Origin of the sequence: Chromohalobacter beijerinckii, from assembly GCF_023061185.1 — a bacterium.
Taxonomy (GTDB): Bacteria; Pseudomonadota; Gammaproteobacteria; order Pseudomonadales; family Halomonadaceae; genus Chromohalobacter; species Chromohalobacter beijerinckii.
The window spans coordinates 104,286-127,920 of sequence record NZ_JAKGAK010000004.1; the positions used below are offsets into that span (position 1 = coordinate 104,286).

A 23,635-nucleotide genomic window follows, 5' to 3' on the forward strand; every position below is an offset into this window, starting at 1 on the left:
TTTTGTGCCTGCCAAACGGCTCATACCAAGGGTTGGCTGGTTTTTGCCTCAGTCATCGCGTTTTGTGCCGGCTTTCTCCAATGTCGTCAAGACGCCGCGCAGGATGGAGAGCTCCTTTCGAGTAGGTTGAGCACGGGAGAAAAGTGCGCGTAGATGGTCTTCAGTGCGCGCATGAGGCTGAGTCAGGAACCCCGAGGACGACAGGGCTTGGTGCAGGTGCGTCTCGAAGTGAGCCATTTGTTCGCGTGTCGGCAAGGCGGGCTGCTTGGACTTGGGCTGAGCGGCGCTCGGTGTTTGATGGCGCCATGCACGGCGTACTTCGTAGGCGAGTATCTGCACGGCTTGTGCCAGATTGAGTACACCGTAATCGGGGTTGGCGGGAATGCTGACCTGATGCGTGCAATGCCGAATTTCATCGTTAGTCAGGCCGAAGCGCTCGCGGCCGAACACGAGTGCCACGGGGGCTTCATGCGCATGCTCGACCATTTGCACGGCCATGGGCTCGGGATCGTCGAAATGGGGTAGAGGGAGGCTGCGCAGACGGGCGCTGGCGCCGACGACTTGAACGCAATCTTCGACGGCTTGTGAAATGTGCTCGACGACACGCGCGTTGTCGAGCACATCGGTGGCGCCAGCGGCCAGCCGAGTGGCCTCTTCGTCGGGAAAGCAACGGGGATTGACCAACACTAGGTCACTCAGACCCATGGTTTTCATCGCGCGAGCGGCTTGGCCAATGTTGCCGGGATGGAATGTCTGAACGAGTACGATACGTATATTGGAGAGCATAGAAAATCGCGAGGCAGTCTAGGGCAGGGCGATAGTGTACTTGGGCTACGGGCTACGGGCTACGGGCTACGGGCTACGGGCTACGGGCTACGGCTGAGCTATGTCCTGACATGAAAAACCCCCGCCGGTTGCCCGGCAGGGGTTCGAGTCACGGGACAGCGCCCGGGAGTCGGTAGGCGGCGATTACATCATGCCGCCCATGCCTCCCATGCCGCCCATGTCCGGTGCGCCACCGCCGGCTTCCTTCTCGTCCGGATCGTCGGCGATCATGGCTTCGGTGGTGATCATCAAGCCAGCCACGGAGCCTGCAGACTGCATCGCGCTACGCGTGACCTTGGCAGGATCGAGAACGCCCATTTCGAACAGGTCGCCATACTCACCGGTTTGTGCGTTGTAACCGTAGTTACCTTCACCGGCCTTGACCTGATTGACGATGATGGACGCTTCCTGACCCGCGTTGGTCACGATCTGACGCAGCGGCGATTCCATGGCACGCAGGGCAATGGCAATGCCGTGGGTCTGGTCTTCGTTCTCACCCTTGAGGTTGGCGAGATTGCCAAGGATGCGTACCAGTGCGGTACCACCGCCAGGCACCACGCCTTCTTCGACGGCAGCACGTGTGGAGTGCAGCGCATCTTCGACGCGGGCCTTCTTCTCCTTCATCTCGAACTCGGTCGCGGCGCCCACACGGATGACGGCAACACCGCCGGCCAGCTTGGCGACACGTTCCTGAAGTTTTTCACGGTCGTAGTCGGAGCTGGTGTCTTCGATCTGAGCGCGGATCTGGCTGACACGCGCTTCGATGTCGGACTCGACACCGGAACCATCGATGATGGTGGTGTTTTCCTTGGACATGGTGACGCGCTTGGCGCTACCCAGATGATCCAGGTTGGCTTGCTCGAGCGTCAGGCCGACTTCCTCGGAAATCACGGTGCCGCCAGTAAGAATGGCGATGTCCTGCAGCATGGCCTTGCGACGGTCGCCGAAACCGGGCGCCTTGGTCGCCGCAACCTTGACGATGCCGCGCATGGTGTTGACCACCAATGTTGCCAGCGCTTCGCCTTCGATGTCCTCGGCGATGATGCCCAACGGCTTGCCGGACTTGGCAACCGCTTCCAACACCGGCAGCAATTCGCGGATGTTGGAAATCTTCTTGTCGACCATCAGCAGGTACGGATCTTCCAGTTCCACCATCATGGTGTCCTGGTTGGTCACGAAGTAAGGCGACAGGTAACCACGATCGAACTGCATACCCTCGACGACTTCAAGCTCATCTTCGAAGCCACGGCCTTCGTCGACGGTGATGACGCCTTCCTTGCCGACTTTCTGCATAGCGTCGGCGATGATCTCACCGATACGCTTGTCGCCATTCGCAGAAATGGTACCCACCTGGGCGATGGCCTTGGCGTCGGTGCACGGGACGGAAAGCGACTGGATTTCCTTGACGGCAGCATCGACGGCCTGGTCGATACCACGCTTGAGATCCATCGGGTTCATGCCCGCTGTCACGCCTTTCATGCCTTCAGTGACGATCGACTGGGCGAGAACGGTTGCGGTAGTGGTGCCATCACCGGCCACATCAGAGGTCTTGGAAGCAACTTCCTTGACCATCTGCGCGCCCATGTTCTCGAACTTGTCCTTGAGCTCGATTTCCTTGGCGACGGAAACCCCGTCTTTGGTCACGGTCGGTGAGCCGAAGGATTTTTCCAGTACGACGTTACGGCCTTTGGGCCCGAGGGTGACCTTGACGGCGTCGGCCAGGATATTAACGCCGCGCGCCATGCGCTTGCGGGCATCATCGGAGAATTTGATCTGTTTAGCTGCCATTTCTAGCTCTTCCCATTAATGGCGCGATCAAGTCGCGCAAACGTGAAACGAAAATGTGACTGGTGAGCGTTGTGAATTACTCGGCAACGGCCAGAATATCGCTTTCGCTCATGATCAGGACTTCTTCACCGTCGATTTTTTCTTTCTCGACGCCAAAGCCATCCTTGAAAATCACCGTGTCACCCACCTTGACGTCCAGCGGGCGCACTTCGCCATTTTCGAGAATACGACCGTTGCCGACAGCAAGAACTTCACCGCGGGTCGGTTTCTCTTGAGCGTTACCCGGAAGCACGATGCCGCCAGCGGTCTTTTGCTCTTCTTCCATGCGACGGACGACGACGCGATCGTGCAAAGGACGGATTTTCATTGCTCACGTTCTCCTGATGGTTCTATGGATCATAGGATAATCCCGTTGAGCCAAGCCCAAGGGTGAAGGCAGTGCCTTCTGTTTATAAGGCCGACGCATCAAGGCGTTACGGCCGAATCATCTGTTAGAGGCTTGATTGGGTCGACGTATCCACTTTCAAGGGCCCTTCATGAATTTTTTCAATGCCGGGAATCGTCCTTCCCTATGTAGTCGCCTTCGATCGGTTGCTCGTCATTCGTTTGGCTGTTTTGCGAGGCTTTATCCGAGCGCCGCGTGTGCTCGTGCCAATCATTGCCCGTGGTTTTCTCCTGAGTCGCGCCACCGGAGCCCATCGTAAAAATTCGGCCGCGCCATCCACCGCGTTGAAGCCCTCGGCCCAGCAAACGACGGCTACTCGGGATGAGGCAAAGCAGCCCCAAGCCGTCTGACAGGAAGCCGGGAGCGACCAGTAATGCGCCGCCGAAGATCAGAGCGGCCCCGGTAATCAGCTCGTCCGAAGGAAGTTCTCCCTGAGCAAAACGGCTCTGGGCGCGTTGTAGCGTCTGCACCCCTTCGCGGCGAATCAGGTGGAGACCCAGGGCCCCGGACAGCAGTACCAATGCCAGCGTCGGAAGCAGACCGATCTGCCCTCCGATTGCGAACAGCACTACGAAATCGAGTAGCCCGAAAAGCGTAATGAAAAGTAACAGTGGCATGGCGGCTCCGTGTGATCTCAACTTTCCAGTAGATGGTGGCATGCGTGTGAATTGCAAGGGAAACGGCGCGGTGATGCAAGCACGCTGTGATTGCTTCGTGGAGACGCTATGCATCGCATGCTAAGCTCTTCATGTTGCGGTGCACAAAAAGAGCCACGAGGTCCGGGCTCATTACTTGAAAGCGGGAGGTGTCGCCATGCAGCTTGATGGGGCGGTGGTAGGTATAACGGGAGGTGCCCAAGGTCTGGGATTGGCGATGGCGGCTGAACTCGGGGCATTGGGCGCGCGTCTTGCATTGTTCGACCGGCAAGAAGAGGTGTTGAGCGCTGCGGTTGCTTCATTGGCGGAGCGTCACATCTCCGCATACGCCTTCCTGGTCGACGTAACCGATGAAGAGGCCGTGACCCGGGCATTCGCGCGGCAACGTGAGTCGCTGGGTCCGCTTGCTGTGTTGGTCAATAATGCGGGCGTCACTCACGATGGGCTGTTGGTGAAGGGCAGCGCGGGGCATATCGAGAAACGCATGACGTTAGATCAGTGGCGACAGGTCATCGACGTCAATCTTACGGGGGTCTTCCTATGCGGGCGTGAAGGCGCGACGCAGATGGTGGAGACGGGCCAGGGCGGTGTCATCATCAATGTCTCGAGTATCTCGCGGTCTGGCAACATGGGTCAGGGAAATTACAGTGCCTCTAAGGCGGGGGTGGCGGCGCTGACGGTTACTTGGGCGAAGGAGCTGGCACGCCAAGGGATCCGAGTGGCGGCGGTGGCACCCGGGTTCATCGAAACCGAGATGACGGCGTCCATGCGCGCCGAAGTACTCGAGAAAATCAGCAAGGGCATCCCCTTGGGACATCTGGGGCAGCCGGTTGATATCGCCTCGAGCGTGCGTTATATCGTGGAAAACGACTATTTCACGGGACGAGTGCTGGAATGCGATGGTGGTTTGAGGATCTAAGGGCTCGTCAACGTTTCAGGCGGCTATTGATGCCGGCCGAAAAGACGCTCGCCGGGTGCCTCCCGTACGAGCGTCGATAGGGTGGTTTCAGAACGTGACACGGTCGTCTAGATCCGCCACCGTTCCTTTGCCGATGCCCTTGACGCGGGTCAGGGCGTCGAGCGAGGCGAAAGGTCCATTCGCATTGCGATCTTCAATGATCGCCTGTGCCTTGACCTCGCCGATACCTGGTAGTTGGGTCAATGCTTCAGCAGAGGCTTGATTGATGTCGATAGGCGCCGAGGCATCTTCCTGGGCGACCGCGAGGGTAGAGACGCTTAACGCCAGCGTCAGTAGGGCACAGCTCAGCAGTTTCTTCATACAACCTCTCCTTTAGAAAAATCTTATTGAGCGGCTTCACCATACCCAGATTTCCATGATTGAAATGTCATCTTTTAATGACGTGATTTGTAAGCTAATGACTACAAAATGAGATTGTTCTTAATAAGAGACGGTTGGGTGGAATACTCGCGAGGTGCTATGTGGCGAAGTTGGGCGGCGGTATAATGTTGCCGTTGCTGCCACCCTACTATTTGCAGGAGACATCATGCCGCGTCCCGACACGCCGTTGATCATTGCTCTCGACTACCCTGATCTCGACCAGGCGCTTGTCATGGCCGATCGATTAGACCCCGCGCGCTGCCGGGTCAAGGTTGGTAAGGAGCTATTCACGCGCAGTGGCCCGCAGATACTCGAGGCACTGCATGCTCGTGGCTTCGAGGTATTTCTGGATCTCAAGTTTCACGACATTCCCAACACGGTGGCGGGCGCCGTCGAGGCGGCGGCGGACCATGGCGTATGGATGATTAACGTCCACGCGGGTGGCGGGCGTCGCATGATGGAAGCGGCCAGAGAACGACTCGATAAGCGCCGGCTTACTACGCATCTGATAGCGGTGACGGTACTCACCAGTATGTCGCGTGAGGATCTCGCCGAGGTTGGCGTCGATGACGATCCATTGTCTCAGGTCGAGCGCTTGGCGGCACTCTCGCAACGCAGCGGAATGGATGGAGTGGTGTGTTCAGCGCAGGAAGCGACGGCGTTGCGCGCTCTATGTGGCGATACTTTCTTGAAGGTCACGCCGGGCATACGCCCTAGCGCTTCGAATGGCGACGATCAACGTCGAACGCTGACGCCGGCACGAGCGTTGGCGGCGGGGAGCACGCACTTGGTGATCGGCCGGCCGGTGACGCAAGCCTTGGATCCGATGGCGGCATTGGCCGATATCGAGCATGAGATCGGGCGTTAGCGACTATTCGCCTTCTAGCCCGGTGATGGGCTTGGTGGTACCCCAGCTTTGGCAGCGCGGGCATTGCCAGTGCAATTGAGCGCTGCCGAAACCGCAGCGATGGCAGCGGTGCCGGGGGCGTGCCGCGAGTAGTTTCTGGGTATGCTGTTTGAGCAGCAGCAAGCGCTCGCGGTCGCCATGCTCCTCGCCTATTAGATATAGGTCCATGAGATAGTCGACGCCACGCAAGCTAGGGTGCGCTTGCAACTGCTCACTGATGAGCTCGATGGCCGCTTCCTGGCTATCCGTGCGCAGGCGGGATGCCGCTAGCATGATCACCACACTGGTGTAGTGCGTCTCTTGCAGTTTCGCTTCCAGGAAGGCACACCAGCCCGCTTCGTCCTGAAGACGTCGATACGCCTCGTGCAAGGGGTCGAGTATGACGGGAAGGAATCCGGGGTCCTGCTCGGGGATCCGAGTGAGATGACGAATGACCGCCTTGTAATGTCCTGTGTCTCGTTCGAGTTCGGCGAGTAGCCATGTGGCTCGGACACAACGCTCATCGATCGAGAGGGCCTGGCGCAGACGTTTGCGAGCCATGCTGGGGCTCGCATTGTGCCGATCCTGCTGGGCGAGCTCGCAAAGCCAGTGAGCCGCGGCACGCTTGATATCGGCATCTTGGCGGATGAGCTGCGGCGTGGCGACATCCAACGCTTGTTGCCACTCCTTCTCGCGCTGGAGCAAATCGACCAGCAGGCGTTTGGCAGCGTCGCGCAGCCCCTCGTCGGGGGTGTCCTTCACCAGTGTTTGCAGCAGGCGTTCGGCGCGGTCGAGTAATCCCAGGTTCAGGAAATCCCGCGACAATTCCAGTTGCACGAGACCGCCTTGATAGGGGGTAAGCGTCGGACGCGCCAATAGATTTTGATGGATCTTGACGGCGCGGTCGGCTTCACCGCGTGAACGGAACAGGTTACCCAGCGCAATGTGCGTCTCGATGGTGTCGCTGTTGACCTCGAGTGCTTGCACAAACGTCTCGATGGCCTGATCCGGCTTCTCGTTGAGCAGATGATTGAGGCCAATGAAGTAGTCTCTGGGCAACGATACTTCAGGGGAGAGGCGTTCGCGAGCGCGCCGGCGCTCGCGACGTCCGAGCCACCAGCCGATGGCAATCGCCGCGACCAATAGGCCAAGCAGCAGTGGATCAAGCATTCAGGGCGCTTCCTTGAACTCCTGGGTGCGTAGCCGATCCAGTTCCTTGCGCTGCTGTTGATTGTGGCGTTGGGCACGCGTCAGAAGCGTGCGCAGCCGCAAATAGATACCGGTCATGGCCAGCATGCCGAGAATCACACCGCAGGCCAGCGATATCAGCAACCAGAGAGACAGCGAGGCGGGAGGCAGTTCGACCCATATCAAGTCGAGCGGCATGGCTTGTTGGTTATTGACGGCAAACAGGATGCCGAGCAACAGGACGACCAGCAAGATGATGGCCAGCACGACACCTTTAAACCAACGCATGGGCAGGTTCCTTTTGCATGGAGATATGGCGCCCTGTGGGCTTCAGTAGCCGAGTGCACGGCTGGCGTTGACCTGTTCGCGCAATTCCTTGCCGGGCTTGAAATGCGGCACGAACTTGCCCTGCAGATCGACGGGGTCGCCGGTTTTGGGATTGCGTCCGGTCCGGGGCTCCCGAAAGTGTAGGGAGAAGCTACCGAACCCGCGAATTTCGACACGTCCACCGCTGGAAAGCGAGTGGGTAATGTCTTCGAGGATGATCTTGACTGCTGCCTCGACCTCTTTGGCCGACAGCTCGGGCTGCCGAATGGCAATCTGTTCAATCAACTCGGACTTGGTCATCGAATGTCTCCAAGCGACTTTGCCGCTCCGCTGCATATGGCAATAAAGCGACCACGGTATTGTTGTGAATTCAGCATACTGCTCAAACCTTGATAAAACAACGCACTAGCACATTGCAAGTCAATATTAGCCGGTTTTGCGCAAGGAGTGGAAACGATGTGTCTCGCCAAGTCCTCGGGTATACTCGTCGTCTATTCATGTCATGACATCGCTTGGGAGTCTCCATGCAGGACGATGTAACCATTAAACGGCTTTACTGGCACTCGCGGCGTGGCATGTGGGAGCTGGATCTACTCCTGATCCCGTTTCTCGAACATTGCTATCCGCAGCTCGAGGAGGCGGACAAGGCCCGCTATCAGACGCTGATCGATCGGGAAGACCAGGATCTCTTCATCTGGCTGATGCGCCGAGAGTGGCCCGCCGACGCCGAATTGCGGCGAATCGTCCAAATGATCGTCGATTATGCCGAAACCACTTCCAACAATCAGTATCGTACCCTCTAGGCTCGACTTGGCGCTTCATGTCCTCGTCTGGGGGGGAGTGAGTGGCTTGGCGCTCATGCTGAGTGCAGGATGGCTGACGTCTGCAGTATCGCTTAGCGGTGCGGCACTGGTGGGCTACAGGTGGCGTGACCAACGGCGCTGGGAATTGCGGGAACGCCTCGATGGGGAGCACACCACATGGCAATGGCGTGAGGCCTCGGGACAGTGGCAGAACGCTGCGCCGAGACCCCTGCGTATCGGCGCGTGGTTGATCGGGTTGCGCATCGGGCGCCGCGTTATTTGGCTGTGGCCCGATAGCGCGGCGCCCACTTCGCGTCGCCTGTTGCGTATACGGCTGTTAGAGGCAATGCCGTTGGGACGGCGCTGACGCTCATCGTGACTGAGCGTCAGCGTGTGTCATCCTCGGTGCGTTCCGGGTCGCCCCGGGATGTATCCAGTGGCATCGCCAGGCGGTCGCGAATCAGGGTGTGGCGTGATGCGCGGCGACGCAAGCGGGCGCTGGGCAGTCGGTCGAGCGTCTGCAAGGTGCCGATGAGTGCTTGCGTAAGACGTGCCAGCTCACGGTTGAGCCACAGGTAGCCGCTCGGGCTGAACAAGGCGCGGTCGTTTTCGCCACGTGCCTCCAGGGCGGCTTGTGCATGGCGTTGCAAGTCGAAGGCGACCACCGTGATGTCGATGGTCTGCCCCGTGCGCACCTGGAACGCCAGGCTGCCGAGCGCGCGCGCCAGGCGGTGTTGTTCGTCTCGCAAGCCATCGAGTTCGGCGATGATGTCGTGACCGGCCCGCGTTGCCCAGTGAGTTTCCAGAAGAAGCTCGATCGTCGACAGCATGCGTCGTTCCAGCGACAAAATGCGTTCCAGGTCATCGCGATGCAGACGGCGCTCGCTGTGGATGGCATCCACCAGGCCGCGTTGCTTGACCAGTTGATCCGTCGTGCTCTTCAGCAACTGCCGCGTATCGACGTCGTCATGCTGCGTCGCATTGGTATGCGCATGATACAGGCGCGCTAGCTTGTCGAGATTGTCGGCGAGTAGGAAACGTAAGAGGTCGGTGGCTTTCTGGGGCAGAATGAACAAGGTCGCGAGGATGCCGATGCTCGTTCCGATCAGCACATCGAAGGCTCGCCACAGGGCGATCCCCAAGTCCTGGTGGCCGTCACCCACGACCATCAGCAATGTCACGCCGAACATCAGCGCGCTATAGCCATAGCGCGTGGCGAACGTGGTGTGCGTGGCGACTGCGATGCCGATCAAGGTCCAGGCTGGTACCACCCACGGTGCTGGCGCGGGAATCAGCACTAGCAATATGCCCCAGATCGCTCCCAGCACCGTGCCTAGAAGTCGTTGCCCCCCTTTGTCGATGACGCCGCCGATATGCGGCAGATTGCCCATTACCATCATCGTGCTGACCAGCGCCCAACTGCCATGAGGTATTTGCAGGGTCAGAATGACGATGAAGGTGATCGCCAACGCCAGCGAGGTACGCAAGACGTGAAGTCGATGGCGGTAGCGGTAGATGAAGTACGGATCGCGCAGACGAGTGGGCGACATCACTGTCATGACGCTCCGTGTTGGTGTCCGGCGGATGCTTTAGCGCGCGCCAATGTGGCCGCATGCACCATGCTGGCCACCCACAGCACGAGTAGTAGCAGCAACCAGATGAAGCTTAGCCAGCGAATGGGGATCATCATCAGCGCCATTAGCGCGATGAATCCGGCCAGCCACAATGTGGCCCACCCCCAGCGACGCAGGAACACGTGACCGAGCCCGGGTAGCAAGAAAGCCAATAAGAGCGTGATGAAGAGGCGGTGGCGCATGGAATCTCCGTTCGTCGTGGTCCGGGTATTCATGATGGCGTGTCATGATACAACGTCTCGAGCGTCGGCGCGGCGCATCGTTGGCGCTCGGCGGCCGTCAGCAACGGTCTTAGTATGGCCTCGCGCTCGGTCGGTCTGCCGGCGAGGACATCTTGCAGCATCGAGGCGCGGTTATTGGCCATGGCCGCGATGACCTCCCAGACGAGCGTATGCCAGCCCGCTGGTGGCGGGGTGACGCCTTCACCTTCGAGCAAGGGGCCGATCTCGTCGATGACGGTGTCGACCATGCGGCGGAAAGGTCGGTCGCGCAACTGGCCGTTACGGATCCGGTAGCGGGCTACGAGCGGGTTGATCGCGGCATTGATGGCGAGCTTGTGCCACAGGCGCTGAACGATTGCGTCATCGTGATAGGCGCTTAATCCTGCCAGGTTGAGCCAATATACGCAGTCACGCGCCAGGGCAGGCCAGGTGTTTTCGATATCACCGACCCAGGTGGTTCCCGTGCCGGCATGTACGACGCCGGCATTGCCCTCGACATAGGCGCCTTCGGTGGTGCTCGCGCAGAGCACCGGACCGGCCCAGATATCCGCTAACCGTGGCTGTATGCTGAAGCCGTTCTGCAGCGATAGCAGAGGCGTTTGAGGATCGATATGGGCTGCGAGTTCTTCGACGGCCGACAGGGTGGCATGGCTTTTGGTGGCGAGCACGACTAGCGCAGGGCGAGCGTGCGTGTGCAATGCCAGGGTGGCGAGCGTGGTACGTGCCACATCCACATCATGAATCTCGCCAGAAGGGGCATGATAGCGGAGCGGGCTATCGTCGGGGCGGCGGCCGATCAAGTGTAGCGACAACGTGGTCGTCAAACGGATGGCGAAGAGTCGCCCTAGCGCGCCGGCGCCGAGAACCCACCATGTGGGCGCTGGGCGCATCAGGTATCGCCTTTTTTTGTGGTGGATTTGCGTGACGAAGTGCGCTTCTTGGTGCGCCGCCGTGCGGTGTTGGATTTGCCGCGTGTCGGCCGTGAGGGCTCGGCACCGCCCGGCGTAGCCAGAGCCTGGCGCATGCGCTCGGCATCCGCCTGACTCAGTAGTTGGTGAACATCGCCCACCAGCGTGTCGAGGAATGCGGTGGCGTCGGCGTTGCCCTCGGCGATTTCGGCCAGGCGCTGCTCCCAAAGGGCCGTGCGCTCGGGGCGAGTGGCGGTATCCGGCAAGGCCTGAATCAGCGCGCGTCCGGTCCGTGTGGCACGCAGTGCGCCTTGCTGGCGAATCACGTAGCCGCGCGTGATGAGTGTCTCCAGAATGCCGGCGCGTGTCGCCTCGGTGCCTAGGCCGTCGGTATCGCGCAGGGTACGACGCACTGCGTCATCGTCGACGTAGCGGGCGATGTTCATCATCGCCTTGATCAGGCTAGCGTCGGAGAATGGCTCCGGTGGGCGCGTCTGACGGTCCTCCACGGCACAAGCCTGGACCCGAGCGGTTTCGCCTTCGCGCAACGCGGGCAACGCCGGTGCTTCATCACGCGTCGTGAATAGCGGTTTCCACCCGCGCACGAGTACCTCCTGGCCCTGGGCGCGAAAACGCTCCCCGAGGATCGAAAACTCGGCTTTGACGTCGCGTGTTTCCAGCGGCGGGTAGAATTGCGCGAGTACGTTGCGGGCGATCAGCCGGAAAACGTTGGCCTCATCATTGGATAAGCGGGCCGCGTCGAAAGGGCGCCCGGTAGGCGCGAGCGCATGGTGGGCGCCGACCTGCTTGTCGTTCCAGGCGCGTGAGCGGCGGCTGAAATCCGCGCCCCGCAGCCAACCGGCGAGGGTGTCGTCATTGGCACAGGCGGTAGAGAGTGTCTGCCTCGCCGCGGCAAAATGACCTTCAGGTAGGTAGCGACAATCCGAACGCGGATAGGTGATGAGCTGATGGCGCTCGTAGAGCGTCTGGCAGATATCCAGCACACGTTTGGCCGGTAGTTTGTAACGGCGCGCAGCATCGACCTGTAATGCCGACAGTGAATATGGCAATGGGGCCGATTGGGACTTCTTCTTGCTTTGCAGGGCGCTGAGATGCCCCTCGGCGGTGGGCAGGCGCGACGCCAACGCCTCGGCCGGCTCGCGCGCCAATAGTCGCCCTTGGTCGTCCAACGGATGCGGCGGTTGGGGTTGCCACCAGGCACGTAGCGTGCCGTGCTCGACGCCCAGATCCGCCCATAGCGTATAAAAGGGGCGTGAGACGAAGCCCTCGATCTCCAGATCACGGCGTACGATGAGTCCCAGCACGGGCGTCTGCACACGTCCTACCGAGAGTACGCCCGAGTAACCGGCTTGGCGGCCGGTCAAGGTCCAGGCGCGTGACAAGTTGATGCCATACAGCCAATCGGCGCGTGAGCGTGCCTCGGCAGCCTCGAAGAGCGATTGATAGCGTGCGTTGTCCTCGAGGCGTTGCAATGCCTGTTGCACGGCGGGGCGGTTGAGGTCGCTGATCAACAGTCGCGCCATCGGGCCGCGCCAGCCCAGGCGTTCGATGACCTGTTGGACCAGCAATTGCCCCTCACGGTCCGGATCGCCGGCATGCACGACGCTATCGGCACGCTTTAGGAGTTTGCGAATTACGGCCAACTGCGCCCGGGCCTTGGCGCGGGGTATGAGTTGCCATTGCTGCGGCACGATGGGCAAATCGTCGAGGCGCCATTGCTGATAGCGCGCGTCGTAGGCATCGGGGGGTGCCTGCTCGAGAAGATGCCCGACGCACCAGCTGATACAGGTCTCCCCGCATTCGAGATACCCGTCCTGGCGTTGCGTCTTGGCGGGTAATGCGTCAGCGATGGCGCGTGCCAGACTGGGCTTTTCGGCGACGATCAGGCGCATGATGTTAGGCGATCCAGCATGAACATGGCATCTATTCTGCCATGCTCGATCCAGTGCGTGGGCCGAATTGGCGCGGTGGATAGCTAGTTTCGACGCCCGAAGAGCCGACGTGCGCGCACCAGGGCGCGGTACCAGTCGCGATGTGGCGTTCCCACGGCGGGCGGGCGATGACTGAGAAAGCTGACGTTGCGGGCGTCGCTGCGTCCCGTCAGGTTGATGTTGGAGAGCATCTGCAACGTGCTGTCACGGGCGCCGTACTGGCGTTTGAGAAACTCGATGGCTGCCGGCTCGAGTTCCACGCGATAGTGGCGCACCAACGCCAACGCCAGCGATTCCGCCGCGCGTGACAACTCGGTATCCACCTCCCGGACCATCGAGGCGCCCAGCGCGGCTTTGGCGGCCGCCGACAGGTTGGGCTCGATCTGGCCGAAGTCGGCAGCATTGGAGCTGTTGATGGCACGCTGCGTGGCGGGCTGCGACAGCCCTACGTGAGGTTCGAGGGCGAGGAAAATCTCGATGGCCAGGCGCTTGGCGGCATCCACGCCGACGCTGAGCTGGGTCTCGCGGTGTGCGCCGCGCCAGGCTTCGTGATGGCGTGGCGTGATGCCCGTCTGGTTCAAGTAGCGGGCGAGATGCTTGCAGACCCGTGCCTTGGCTTCGTCATCCAGCGCAATGGTGCTTTCGCGGATGCGCAGTCCTCGCCGACCCGGCCCCAGGCGCAGACGCGTCGTATCATCGGACAAGCTAGCGGTGATGCGCTCCCAGCGATCCACCGACTTGATTAACTGAGCGTGACTGCGGCCCACATGTTCGTAAGCGCTGGATACGCTCTTGTAGAGCTGAATGGCATTGGCGAGGATATCCGACTTGGTGCGCAACGCGCGCTTGCGTTCTTCCTGGCCGACTTCCACTGCCTGGGCGAGGTGCACGATCTGCTCGGCCAGCGCGTCCATCGCCTTGACCGAACGCTCGAGCAGCAGTTCGGCGCGCAGCCCCGAGGCGCTGTCCTCGACCAAGGTGCCGGATTGTTCGGCGAGATAGACGTTGAGCGCCTTGAGACGCGAGAGCCCGGTTGCTTGCGCAATGCGTTGGCGTGCACGTGCCTCTTCCAGGTTGTCGAACGCCTGTGCGAGGCGCCAGCGGCCACGATACTCGAACGAGAGCACCGGAATCTTGCGCCCACTGATTAATTCGAACGCCAGAATCATCATTTCCTCGACGTCCTGAAGGGTCATCAGCAGGTCGTTGTCCTGCTCAATGGCGGCCATGACGCGCTCGATGAAGTTCTCGTCGCGCGGCACACCCTGATGAAGGTCGGGGGCACGACCCTCGAAGCGCTCACGCAGCAGGTGCGTGGCGATGGGTGCGGTGTCGTAGAGGGCGTTGAACTGAGGCTCCAGGGTGTCGCGGTACTGGGTAACGAGATCGCGAATGCGGGCGTGTAAGCCGACCCGGCGATAGACGTCGATCTGACCGATGAGGCGTGCGCTTTCGCGGTCGTCGAGGAGTTCGATGGCCGCCAACTCAACGCCCTCCGGCGAGAGATCATGCTTGCGCAGCAACATGGCGGCGGCTTCGCGGCGCCGGGCATCGCCTTCGAGGCTTTCGACGATCAAATCGCGCGTGACCAGAAGTAGCTCGGGCAAGGTCTTGATGACCTGCTCGATCTGTCCAGAGGTCTTCTCGGCCTTGCGCCCCTGAGTGAGGTGGTAGCCGAGGTTGGCCAGAATCCCCGCAGCGCCGGTGATTACCGTGTAGGAGATGAAGAAGACGTAGTTTTCCGTGGTCGGTGCCTTGCCGTACCCCAACAGGTAGCCGCCCCAGGCGCCGAGCAGCGTCACTGGACCGGCCGTCCATAGGATCTGCATCAGACTGACCGACCAGGGTACCTTCTCGACGGCTGCAGTGATGCGCCGGATTTCGTTGCGTCCTTCGCGTTCGAGGCGGACCTGTGAGGTTTCTTGAGCGGGCGATGCTTTACGCTGAAACGGCAACGGCAGGAGCACGATGACATCCCTTACATGGCGGGGTTCGGACAAGCGGCGACAATACCCGAAAAGCGGCATGGGTGCACCAAGCGGTAGACGGATGAGGCTCGCTCGTCGGACATGCTAGAATAAGGCGATTTTTTCTGGAGGGTCGCAATGCTGGCCGCATGGGTGGAACAATTGCTGGGGTACGCCAGCGGCGCGTTGAAGGCGATACGCGACAACGAGCATTATCCGGCGCTGATGATCTGGGCCCGCGACGAGGGCGTGGTGCGTGTCGGCGGCGATCTGAGCCTGGCGCAGGCCTTGGCGCCCTTATTGTGGAACGAGACGCCGCTGGTGCGACTGGGCTTCGATCCCGAACCCTTGGCGTGGCCGGGGCGTAACGAACCCTGCTGGTGCGATTCAGGGCGCAAGACCAAGCAATGCTGCGGTGCGGTGACATTGCCAGGTGCGGTCCCCCCGCATCTGATGTGGATGCTGTCGCTCAAAGAGTGGACGGGCGAGACACTCAAGGCGGCCCTGGGGAGCGGCAAGGCGCCGGACCAGGCACTGCTGGAGGCCGGTTTGATTGCCGCCGAAAGCGGTCAGCGCGGTCGCGCCCAGCAGATCCTCGAGAGCCTCTTCTCCAGCGAGCGTGATTGGTCGCGTCTGCCCGAACAGGCCGAGCCAGCGTTTGAAATCCTCGTCGATCTCTATCAATCGCGCGGTTTTCATCGCAAGCGGGCGGCATTACTCGACGAGGTTCTGGAGCGCGGCCCGACCTTCCTGCGCGGTGTGGCGCTCGAGCGCTTGTGCTTGATGCATCTCGATAGCGATGATTTGGCCAGTGCTCGGGAAGCCTTCGTGCGGGCCCAGCAAACGCTGCCCGATTCGCCAACGCTGGCCTATATCGAGTCCATGCTGTTGCTGCACGAGGGCCATCCAGAAGAAGCCCGCGCCCGGGCGCATTTCTGGTGGCGCCGACTCTCTAAACGCTCCGATCTCGAAGTGGATCAACTACAGTTTTTGGCCGACCTGGCCGCCAATCCCGAGGCGACCCTGGCCGAGCAGATGATCAACTCCGAGGAAGACTTGGCCGAGCCGTTGGCGTCGCTTGCCGCCTTGCTCGATACCTTGGAAGCACCGCCTCGGCTGCAATTGTCGCGTACTTCGGAAGGTCACGTGGAATATCATGCCACGGCTCGTGAAGATACCGCTTTCGCGGCATGGTTCGAGTATTTCAAGGCGACCATCGATGAAGATGCCGCGCTGAGTTTCGAGACCGACCCCTGGGAAAACGCTGGAGAATGGCTTCCCGCCTTGTGTGCTCATCCCGAATGGCTGGGCTCGCCGGCGGTAATGCAGTCGCTGAGCCTAGCGTTGACCAGCCGCTTTGGAAGCCTGCCGTGGATGGCGGAGAGTTTCTTTGTGCCGCTGGCGGCGCGATTCGAAGCATGGCTGTCACAACTCGAGGCACAGCAAGGCCCCTTTGCCTGGGATGATGCCGACAATGCCACCTTACTGCGCTGCGCCTTGGCGCTGATCGTGGGGATGGAGCGTGGCGCGCGGACGCGTTCACGGCATCTCGCCGAGCGAGTGCTCAAGCTCGATGAAGAAGATGACTTGGGGTTGCGCGAGCTGGTACTCGATCAGTTGCTGCGTGAAGGGCGTGACGACGAGGCCGCCGAACTCAGCGGCGTGCATGATGAGGAAGAGATGATCGGTGTGACCATGGCGCGCGTGCTCGCCTTGTATCGGCTGGCACGCAGTGACGAGGCTGACGAGGTGCTAAGCGTCGCCCAGCGGGCCAATCCCTACTTGGTGCCGATGCTGTGCGACGAGAAGCCGAAGCCGGTGACGCTGGCCGTCGATGCACCGGCGCCGGGTACGCGCGCCGAGGCATGGCAATACCGCCAACTAATGCGCGACCAGTGGATGGCAACGCCGGGTGCCATAGCGTGGCTGGACGCTCATCGTTGAGAAGACGCCATGCAAAAACGTGACAGCTTTGGGTCTCATGTTCAGCGCTGAGTGCGAGCGAGCCAGAACGCGAGTAGCACGGCGGGCACGCCCAAGGCCGCGCTGACGGTAAAGAAGCCTGTGTAGCCGACGCCATCCACCACCAGCCCTGAAAAACCGCCGAGAAACTTGCCGGGTAGCGTCATCAACGATGAGAACAAGGCATACTGCGTTGCCGTGTAGGCACGTGAGGTCAGGCTCGAAAGAAAGGCGATGAAGATCGTGCTCGCTAGGCCATTGGCGAGGTTGTCGCCCATGATGGTCATGACCAGCATGGGAAAGCTGTGTCCCGCGTTGGCCAGCGCTACGAACATCAGGTTGGTGAGGGCGGTGGCCAGGGCGCCTGCCACCAGCATGCGTCCCAATCCAAAGCGCACTACCAACAGCCCGCCGGCCACGCCGCCTAAAATGCTCATGGCGATGCCGAATACCTTGGTCACATTGGCAATCTCGGAGAGGCTGAAGCCCAGGTCGATGTAGAGCGGGTTGGCCATCGCGGCCATCGCTAGGTCGCTGATGCGGTAGAGACCGATGAACAGCAAGAACCATAGAGCCGTGCGCCCATGACGGGCGAAGAAATCGGTGAAGGGGCAGACGATGGCCCCGATGACCCAGGCGCCGAAGCGTCGCCGTCGCCGGGGCGCGTGACGATGCTGGTACAGGAATGCGCGCACGCGTGGCTCGCTGGCTAGCTGGACGCCTAGCGTCGAGCGTTGCGGTTCTGGCCTCACCAGAGTGGTGATCAAACCGATCCCGACGAGTGCGGCCATGCACGCGTAGGCAGCATGCCAAGAGACCGCGTCGGCGATATAAAGCGCCCCGGCACCAGCGGCGAGTAGCCCGCCGCGATAGCCGATGATATAGGTCGAGGCCATGGCGGCCTGCACGCTTTCCTCGGCGGATTCGATGCGATAGGCATCGATGACGATATCCTGTGTCGCCGCGCCGAACGCGACCAGCAGGGCCAGGCCGGCGATGGGGATGAGATGCGCGGGCGGCGAGAGGGCGGCCAGGCCCAGCAGTCCTGCGCCGATCGTCAACTGGGCGCAGAGCATCCAACTGCGGCGTTGACCGAACCAGCGGCCCAACCCGGGCAGGGCGACGCGATCGACGATCGGTGCCCAGGCGATCTTGATCGAATAGAGAATGCCGATCCAGGAAAAGAACCCGATGGCAGCGACCTCTACTCCGGCGTCGCGCAGCCACGCCGTGAGTGTCGAGAACACTAATAGGAACGGTAGGCCGGCGGCGAAGCCGAGAAACAGCATGGTGATGACCGGTGCCTGCAGATAAACCGCCAAGGCGTCGCGCCAGCGGCGGTGTGAGACATCGTGAGTCATCGGTTCCTCCCGTGAGCGAGCCGAACGATGCGGCTCGGACATGAATCCGGCACAATGCTAGAATGCAGCGTTTGCACGGCAGCGGCCCGCGCCCAGGCGCGTGGCGAAAACGCAGGTTGCGTACCGTGGCATACCCCGACGATGAAGGCCAGAGGACATGACCGATCAGCTCGATCCAAGCGCGTTTGAAGATGCGGCTGCCTGCCCGCGCTGGTATGTGGTGCAGTGCAAGGGCGGGGAGTCCTTCCGTGCAAGTGAGCATCTGACCAATCAGGGCTATCGTGTCTTTCATCCTCTGCTCGAGGTGCAAAAGAAGCGTCGCAACAAGTTGGTCTGGATCGCCGAACCCTTGTTTCCTCACTATTTATTCATCCGCCTCGACCGGGTGGCCAGCAATTGGCGTCCCATACGCTCCACGCGGGGCGTGTTGAGGCTGGTAGCGTTCGGCGACGAGCCGCTGCCCGTGCCGGACACATTGGTCGAGATGCTAATCGCCCGCTCTCAACGCGATGAGACGGCGCGTGAGGCGGGCAACGTCTACTTTCGCCCCGGTGAAATCGTCGAGATCACCGAGGGCCCCTTTCAGGCGCTCAAGGCCGTGTTCGAGAACCAGAAAGGCGAAGAGCGCGCTATCGTTCTGCTCAACATGCTGCATCATCAGCAGCGCCTCGAGTTACCGGTGGGCGATCTACGCCGCACGACATGACACGCCTCCCAATGTTGTAAAGATCAGGAGTTTTCATGACCATCTCGCCGCAACATGTCGTTCGCCTGCATTATGTGTTGTGCGACTCCGCCGGACATGTGCTTGATGACTCACGTCGTCGCGAGGCGCCACTCGAATACCTGCATGGCCACGCCAATATCTTGCCAGGTCTGGAGGCGGCGCTGGAGGGGCTTGCCGGCGGAGATGCCCGCGAGATCAACCTGACGCCCGAGCAAGCCTACGGGACGCATGAGCCCGATCTCGTCCAGACGGTGGCGCGCACGGCTTTTCCCGGCGTCGAAGAGTTATCACCGGGCATGCGTTTTCAGGCGCAGGGCCCCGACGGACCGCGTACGGTGACCTTGATCGAAGCGGACGACAAGCAGGTGACGGTGGATGCCAATCATCCGCTGGCGGGGCAGGCCCTCGTGTTTCGTGTCGAAATTCTCGATGTCCGCCCGGCGAGACGCGCCGAACTTGCCAAGGGTCACCCATTGGCGGCTGACGTGGCGGCCACCGAGGTCGAAGACCGCAAGCAATAGTGTTGAATACTGGCTGCTTGTTACTTTGGCGGGGGCTGTTCGAGCCGGCGCAGGAAGGTATCTACCGGCTCGGGGCGTGCCAGGTAGTAGCCTTGTAGAAAGTCGATGCCGCGTGCGCATAGATAGTCTTGCTGTGCCGCGTTTTCTACGCCTTCAGCGACCACGCGCAGTTCCAGTGCTTTACCTAGCGCGATGATCGAGCGCACTAACGGTGCGTCGCGGTGCGGCGTGATGGCATCGACGAAGACCTTATCGATCTTGATTTCGTCGACGCGAAAATCCTGTAGATAGCGCAGCGACGAATAGCCTGTTCCGAAATCGTCGAGGGCAAGACGCACGCCGAGTTCACGCAGCGCGTTGAGTCTGGCGGCGATACCCGGTGTGACGAGAAGCGATTCGACGACTTCCAGGATCAGCCGCCGAGGCGCGAAGTCATGACGCTCGAGCAATTGCGCCAAGTGCGTCATGAAGGCGTCGTCATGGAGCTGTTGTACCGATACATTGACCGAGAGCGATAGCTCACTGCTATGTAACGCGCCGCCGAGCAAGGCGCAGGCCTGGTCAAGCACCCACTGACCCATGGGACGGATCAAGCCACTGTACTCGGCTTCGGCAATGAAACTGCCGGGTGTCAGCAATCCTTCGCGTGGATGTTGCCAGCGCAAAAGTACTTCGGCGCCCGCGAGGCGTCCTGCGGGGTCGAACTGTCCTTGTAGATACAGACGAAACTGATGTTCGTCCAGCGCTGTGCGCAATTCGCGCTCCAGACGGTTGAGGCGTTGTTCCCAATCGCTTAGTTGGCTGGTGTAGAACGCCAAGTGGGGCGGTGGCGTCTCGCGCGCGTGCTGCACCGCGAGTTCGGCGCGTTGTAACAGCGATTCGATGTCCTGGGCGTCGAGCGGGTAGCGTGCCACACCGGCATTGAAACGCAGCTGGCTTGGCGTGCCGAAGATACGCCAGCTGTTCTCGCCCATTGAGAGAAGTCGCTCCAGGCAGTAGTGGCGCAGCGATTCATCCGTTTGCCCGGGAATCGCGATCAATAGGCGATTGGCCGGGAGGCGGCCGATGTGAATGCTGCCTTGCAGTTCGGTCAGGCGTTCCTTTAGCTTCTCGGCCACCTGGCGAATCGCTTCATCACCAGCCTGTTGGCCGAGTGTCTCGTTGATATGACCGAGACCGCCCAGCCGCAACACCAATAGGTGAAACGCCTCGCCGCGTTGCGTCAACGCCTGCAGGCGCTCGAGGAGACCTCTCAGTGTCGCCAGTCCCGAGACCTCGTCATGGTGGAGCTGACGGTACAGGTCATGCTCTACTTCGCGGCGGCGCAAGGATTCCGAAAACTGGGACAGCAATCCTGAGAATCCCATCAGGGTCGTGATTTCATCGCCATGCCACTCACGCGGTTGCATCGATTCACAGCAGATCGCTCCTCGTAGTTCACCGCCGACGAATATCCCCACATCCAGCATGGAGTGGATACCATTAGTGCGTAGATAGTCCTCCAGGCCACTCAAGCGCTCGTCGTGTTGTGCATCATGAGTGACCAGGCAAGGGTTTTGTATCAGTGAAGCGAGATAGCTATCCAAGCCCTGATGCGAGAGCCTGAGGCCGTTGAGCGCGGGGTCGAGGGCCATGCGGCAGGTCAAAACGCGACCATCGCTGTCGAGGAACCAGAGGCCAATGCGCGACGATCCTAGTACCTCGGCGGTAGTGTCGAGCAAGGCGCGCAAAAAGGTATCTTCATCGAGGTCGCGTTGTAGCAGTTCACGCATGCGACGCCAGGCTTCCTGCTGTTCGGCCTGGCGCTGTTGCGCCCGCATCAGCGCTTCCCATTGCGCGATGTTGTGACGTGTTTGCTGTGCCATGCGGTGTCGCAACAGCGCGCCCATCAGCATCACCATGATCGTGATCGCCATCAACCAGGACAGATGTCGCTCGAAGAGCAGCGACGCGAGGATAGCGATCCCACTACCTACCGCAAACACACGGAAAAGCACGCTGTTGCGGCGTTGCTCTTTACGCAAGCGGTTTAATTGGCCGGCGGTATCGGGCGTCATGCGGGGCACCGGCGATTGTCGAAGCAAAGGTGAGTCGTCATGCGACATCCTACGCCATGTCGAAAGAGCCTTGGCGTGCCGGTGTTCAGCCGCCGTATGGGCCCGGGCGAATCGTTGTTATGTGACGCGCGAGGCGCATGCATGGCCACGTACGCGCGGGCTGCGAACTGCGTGCGAATGGTTTCTGACCAATATCTTGGCAGTGAACCAGGGCGGGGGGAAGAGAGTCCGGGGCATGCCACGCAAGGCTTGCCCCGGCGTCGGTTAAGATGTCAGGCGTTGACGTAGAAAATCGAGCATCGTGTCGGTGGGCACCATAGTGATCTCACTATCGCGGCGTCCTTTGTACTCCAGCTCGCCGTTATCCAGCCCGCGTTCGCCGATCACGATGCGGTGCGGAATGCCGGTGAGTTCCTGGTCGGCGAATTTGACGCCAGGGCGTAGGTCGCGATCATCGATCAGTACGTCGACGCCGGCGTCGCTGAGTTGCTGATAAAGGGTTTCGGCATACTCGCGAACGCGCTCGGATTTATGCGCGTTCATGGGCACGAGCGTGACTTCGAACGGCGCGATGGCATTAGGCCAGATGATACCCCCAGCATCGTGGCTTTGCTCGATGGCGGCGGCGACCACGCGGGTCACGCCGATGCCGTAGCAGCCCATCAGCAGCGGAACTGCCTGGCCATTGTCGTCGAGCACGGTGGCGTTCATCGCGGTGGAATACTTTGTCCCTAGCTGGAAGACGTGACCGACTTCGATGCCGCGTGCGATGGCGAGTGTGCCCTTGCCATCCGGTGAGGGATCCCCCTCGACCACGTTGCGCAGATCGGCCACCTTGGGCAGAGCGACGTCGCGTTCCCAGTTGATGCCGAAATAGTGTTGGCCGTCGATATTCGCACCAGCGCCGAAATCGCTCATCAGTGCCACGCTGCGATCGATGACCAACGGCATCTCCAGATTGACCGGTCCCAGCGAGCCGGGGCCGGCGCCTACCGCTTGGCGAATTTCCGCTTCACTGGCCATGGTCAGGGGCGCAGCAACCTCGGGCAGGTTCTCGGCCTTGACCTCATTGAGTTCGTGATCGCCACGCACCAGCAAGGCGATCAGACCACCTTCAGCGGCATGCACCATCAAAGTCTTGATGGTCTTCTCGATGGGCAAGCCATGCTGCTCCACCAAGGTGGCGATAGTGCGCGCATTGGGCGTATCGACCAGACGCAGTTCTTCCTGGGGTGTGGCGCGTTCGGGGGTTTCCCCTAGCGGGGCGGGGAGTGCCTCGGCTTTCTCCATGTTGGCCGCATAGTCTGACGATGTGGAAAAGACCACCGCGTCCTCACCGGAATCGGCCAGCACCTGGAACTCGTGAGAGCCGGTACCGCCGATGTCACCGTTGTCGGCCTCGACGGCGCGGAAATCAAGTCCCAGGCGCGTGAAGATGCGCATATAGGCGTCATACATCGCATCGTAGGAGCGCTGCAGGCCGGCTTGGTCGATATCGAAGGAGTAGGCATCCTTCATGATGAACTCGCGGGCGCGCATGACCCCGAAACGTGGGCGCGTCTCGTCACGGAACTTGGTCTGGATCTGGTAGAAGTTGGTGGGTACCTGCTTGTAGGAGCGTATTTCGTTGCGCACCAAGTCGGTGATCACTTCCTCGTGCGTCGGACCGTAGCAGAAATCACGCTCATGACGATCACGAATACGCAGCAGCAGGTTGCCGTATTGGTCCCAGCGTCCAGATTCCTGCCATAACTCCGCCGGCTGGATCGCTGGCATCAGGACTTCCTGAGCGCCAGCGCGGTTCATTTCCTCGCGCACGATGTTTTCGACCTTACGAAGCGTGCGTAGACCCAAGGGGAGCCAGGTATAGAGACCCGAGCTCAGACGGCGAATCATACCCGCACGCAGCATCAACTGATGGCTGACGATGTCGGCGTCGGCGGGGGTTTCCTTGAGGGTGGAGATCAGCAATTGACTGGCGCGCATGGACAAGCGGTTCCTTGGATTCGAGGCCTAACATCGCGTCGCTCAAAAGCGGCGCGGCAAATGGAGCTATTGTACGGTCAAG

The 23,635-nt window shown here is 60.8% G+C and carries 23 protein-coding genes; 7 read left to right on the top strand and 16 right to left on the bottom strand.

Translation table 11 applies throughout. From position 1 onward, the window contains the following. Positions 1–48 precede the first annotated feature (48 nt). The 4 genes from L1075_RS05445 to L1075_RS05460 all read right to left on the bottom strand — a co-directional run bounded on the left by L1075_RS05445 (position 49) and on the right by L1075_RS05460 (position 3,675). Positions 49–786 (bottom strand): RNA methyltransferase, encoded by a 738-nt coding sequence (locus L1075_RS05445; protein WP_246894203.1) that lies wholly within the window; start codon positions 784–786, stop codon positions 49–51. Positions 787–969: 183 nt separating this feature from the next. Next, entirely contained in the window at positions 970–2,613 is a 1,644-nt protein-coding gene (groL, locus tag L1075_RS05450; RefSeq protein WP_040241719.1) for a chaperonin GroEL, read from the bottom strand. Between the two features lie 76 nt (positions 2,614–2,689). Then, entirely contained in the window at positions 2,690–2,980 is a 291-nt protein-coding gene (locus L1075_RS05455; RefSeq protein WP_040241717.1) for a co-chaperone GroES, read from the bottom strand. Between the two features lie 179 nt (positions 2,981–3,159). After that, complete coding sequence (locus L1075_RS05460) at positions 3,160–3,675, bottom strand: FxsA family protein (RefSeq protein WP_040241714.1); 516 nt, start codon at positions 3,673–3,675, stop codon at positions 3,160–3,162. Between the two features lie 196 nt (positions 3,676–3,871). Between L1075_RS05460 and L1075_RS05465 the strand changes: the two genes are divergently transcribed. Then, entirely contained in the window at positions 3,872–4,633 is a 762-nt protein-coding gene (locus L1075_RS05465; protein WP_246940622.1) for an SDR family oxidoreductase, read from the top strand. A gap of 87 nt (positions 4,634–4,720) precedes the next feature. Here L1075_RS05465 and L1075_RS05470 read toward each other — a convergent pair whose 3' ends face one another. Further along, the gene (locus tag L1075_RS05470; RefSeq protein ID WP_075369784.1) at positions 4,721–4,993 is read right to left on the bottom strand and encodes a ComEA family DNA-binding protein; all 273 of its coding nucleotides are present in this window, start codon (positions 4,991–4,993) and stop codon (positions 4,721–4,723) included. Positions 4,994–5,219: 226 nt separating this feature from the next. Here L1075_RS05470 and pyrF point away from each other — a divergent pair, with 226 nt between their 5' ends. After that, positions 5,220–5,921, top strand: coding sequence for an orotidine-5'-phosphate decarboxylase (pyrF, locus tag L1075_RS05475; RefSeq protein WP_040241706.1), 702 nt, complete (start codon positions 5,220–5,222; stop codon positions 5,919–5,921). Positions 5,922–5,924: 3 nt separating this feature from the next. Here pyrF and lapB read toward each other — a convergent pair whose 3' ends face one another. From lapB to L1075_RS05490, 3 genes are read right to left on the bottom strand one after another with little or no spacing between them, the layout of a single operon-like run. Further along, positions 5,925–7,109 (bottom strand): lipopolysaccharide assembly protein LapB, encoded by a 1,185-nt coding sequence (gene lapB, locus L1075_RS05480; protein ID WP_246940625.1) that lies wholly within the window; start codon positions 7,107–7,109, stop codon positions 5,925–5,927. Further along, complete coding sequence (locus L1075_RS05485; RefSeq protein WP_040241700.1) at positions 7,110–7,415, bottom strand: lipopolysaccharide assembly protein LapA domain-containing protein; 306 nt, start codon at positions 7,413–7,415, stop codon at positions 7,110–7,112. A 42-nt stretch (positions 7,416–7,457) separates the two neighbouring features. Then, complete coding sequence (locus L1075_RS05490) at positions 7,458–7,754, bottom strand: integration host factor subunit beta (RefSeq protein WP_040241697.1); 297 nt, start codon at positions 7,752–7,754, stop codon at positions 7,458–7,460. A gap of 224 nt (positions 7,755–7,978) precedes the next feature. Between L1075_RS05490 and L1075_RS05495 the strand changes: the two genes are divergently transcribed. Then, positions 7,979–8,257, top strand: coding sequence for an FAD assembly factor SdhE (locus tag L1075_RS05495; protein WP_246894197.1), 279 nt, complete (start codon positions 7,979–7,981; stop codon positions 8,255–8,257). A gap of 46 nt (positions 8,258–8,303) precedes the next feature. Then, positions 8,304–8,624: a hypothetical protein gene (locus L1075_RS05500; protein ID WP_246940628.1), complete on the top strand. Its 321-nt coding sequence runs from the start codon at positions 8,304–8,306 to the stop codon at positions 8,622–8,624. 19 nt (positions 8,625–8,643) lie between these two features. Here L1075_RS05500 and L1075_RS05505 read toward each other — a convergent pair whose 3' ends face one another. From L1075_RS05505 to L1075_RS05525, 5 genes are all read right to left on the bottom strand, one after another. Further along, positions 8,644–9,816 (bottom strand): FUSC family protein, encoded by a 1,173-nt coding sequence (locus tag L1075_RS05505; RefSeq protein WP_246940630.1) that lies wholly within the window; start codon positions 9,814–9,816, stop codon positions 8,644–8,646. Further along, positions 9,813–10,073: a hypothetical protein gene (locus tag L1075_RS05510; protein WP_246940633.1), complete on the bottom strand. Its 261-nt coding sequence runs from the start codon at positions 10,071–10,073 to the stop codon at positions 9,813–9,815. The genes L1075_RS05505 and L1075_RS05510 overlap by 4 nt, the downstream gene beginning before the upstream one ends. A gap of 29 nt (positions 10,074–10,102) precedes the next feature. Further along, positions 10,103–11,002 carry a ketopantoate reductase family protein gene (locus tag L1075_RS05515; RefSeq protein ID WP_246940635.1) on the bottom strand — a complete coding sequence of 300 codons (900 nt, stop codon included), beginning with the start codon at positions 11,000–11,002 and terminating at the stop codon, positions 10,103–10,105. Beyond that, entirely contained in the window at positions 11,002–12,933 is a 1,932-nt protein-coding gene (locus L1075_RS05520) for a DNA topoisomerase III (protein ID WP_246940638.1), read from the bottom strand. Before L1075_RS05520 ends, L1075_RS05515 begins: the two co-directional genes overlap by 1 nt. Before the next feature lie 83 nt (positions 12,934–13,016). After that, positions 13,017–14,939: a hypothetical protein gene (locus L1075_RS05525; protein WP_040241682.1), complete on the bottom strand. Its 1,923-nt coding sequence runs from the start codon at positions 14,937–14,939 to the stop codon at positions 13,017–13,019. A 138-nt stretch (positions 14,940–15,077) separates the two neighbouring features. Between L1075_RS05525 and L1075_RS05530 the strand changes: the two genes are divergently transcribed. Further along, positions 15,078–16,883, top strand: coding sequence for an SEC-C metal-binding domain-containing protein (locus L1075_RS05530; RefSeq protein WP_246894191.1), 1,806 nt, complete (start codon positions 15,078–15,080; stop codon positions 16,881–16,883). Positions 16,884–16,924: 41 nt separating this feature from the next. Here L1075_RS05530 and L1075_RS05535 read toward each other — a convergent pair whose 3' ends face one another. Then, positions 16,925–18,262, bottom strand: a complete 1,338-nt coding sequence (locus tag L1075_RS05535; protein WP_246894190.1) for an AmpG family muropeptide MFS transporter — start codon at positions 18,260–18,262, stop codon at positions 16,925–16,927. A 157-nt stretch (positions 18,263–18,419) separates the two neighbouring features. On the opposite strand from L1075_RS05535, the gene rfaH reads away from it, so the two are divergent. Both rfaH and L1075_RS05545 read left to right on the top strand, forming a co-directional pair. Beyond that, positions 18,420–18,968, top strand: coding sequence for a transcription/translation regulatory transformer protein RfaH (gene rfaH, locus L1075_RS05540; protein ID WP_246894189.1), 549 nt, complete (start codon positions 18,420–18,422; stop codon positions 18,966–18,968). A 35-nt stretch (positions 18,969–19,003) separates the two neighbouring features. Further along, on the top strand, positions 19,004–19,510 hold the full coding sequence (locus L1075_RS05545; protein WP_075369775.1) for an FKBP-type peptidyl-prolyl cis-trans isomerase: 507 nt from the start codon (positions 19,004–19,006) through the stop codon (positions 19,508–19,510). A 20-nt stretch (positions 19,511–19,530) separates the two neighbouring features. Here L1075_RS05545 and L1075_RS05550 read toward each other — a convergent pair whose 3' ends face one another. Further along, positions 19,531–21,567, bottom strand: a complete 2,037-nt coding sequence (locus L1075_RS05550; RefSeq protein WP_246940641.1) for a putative bifunctional diguanylate cyclase/phosphodiesterase — start codon at positions 21,565–21,567, stop codon at positions 19,531–19,533. A 264-nt stretch (positions 21,568–21,831) separates the two neighbouring features. Further along, on the bottom strand, positions 21,832–23,553 hold the full coding sequence (locus tag L1075_RS05555; protein WP_040241669.1) for a proline--tRNA ligase: 1,722 nt from the start codon (positions 23,551–23,553) through the stop codon (positions 21,832–21,834). Positions 23,554–23,635: the final 82 nt, after the last annotated feature.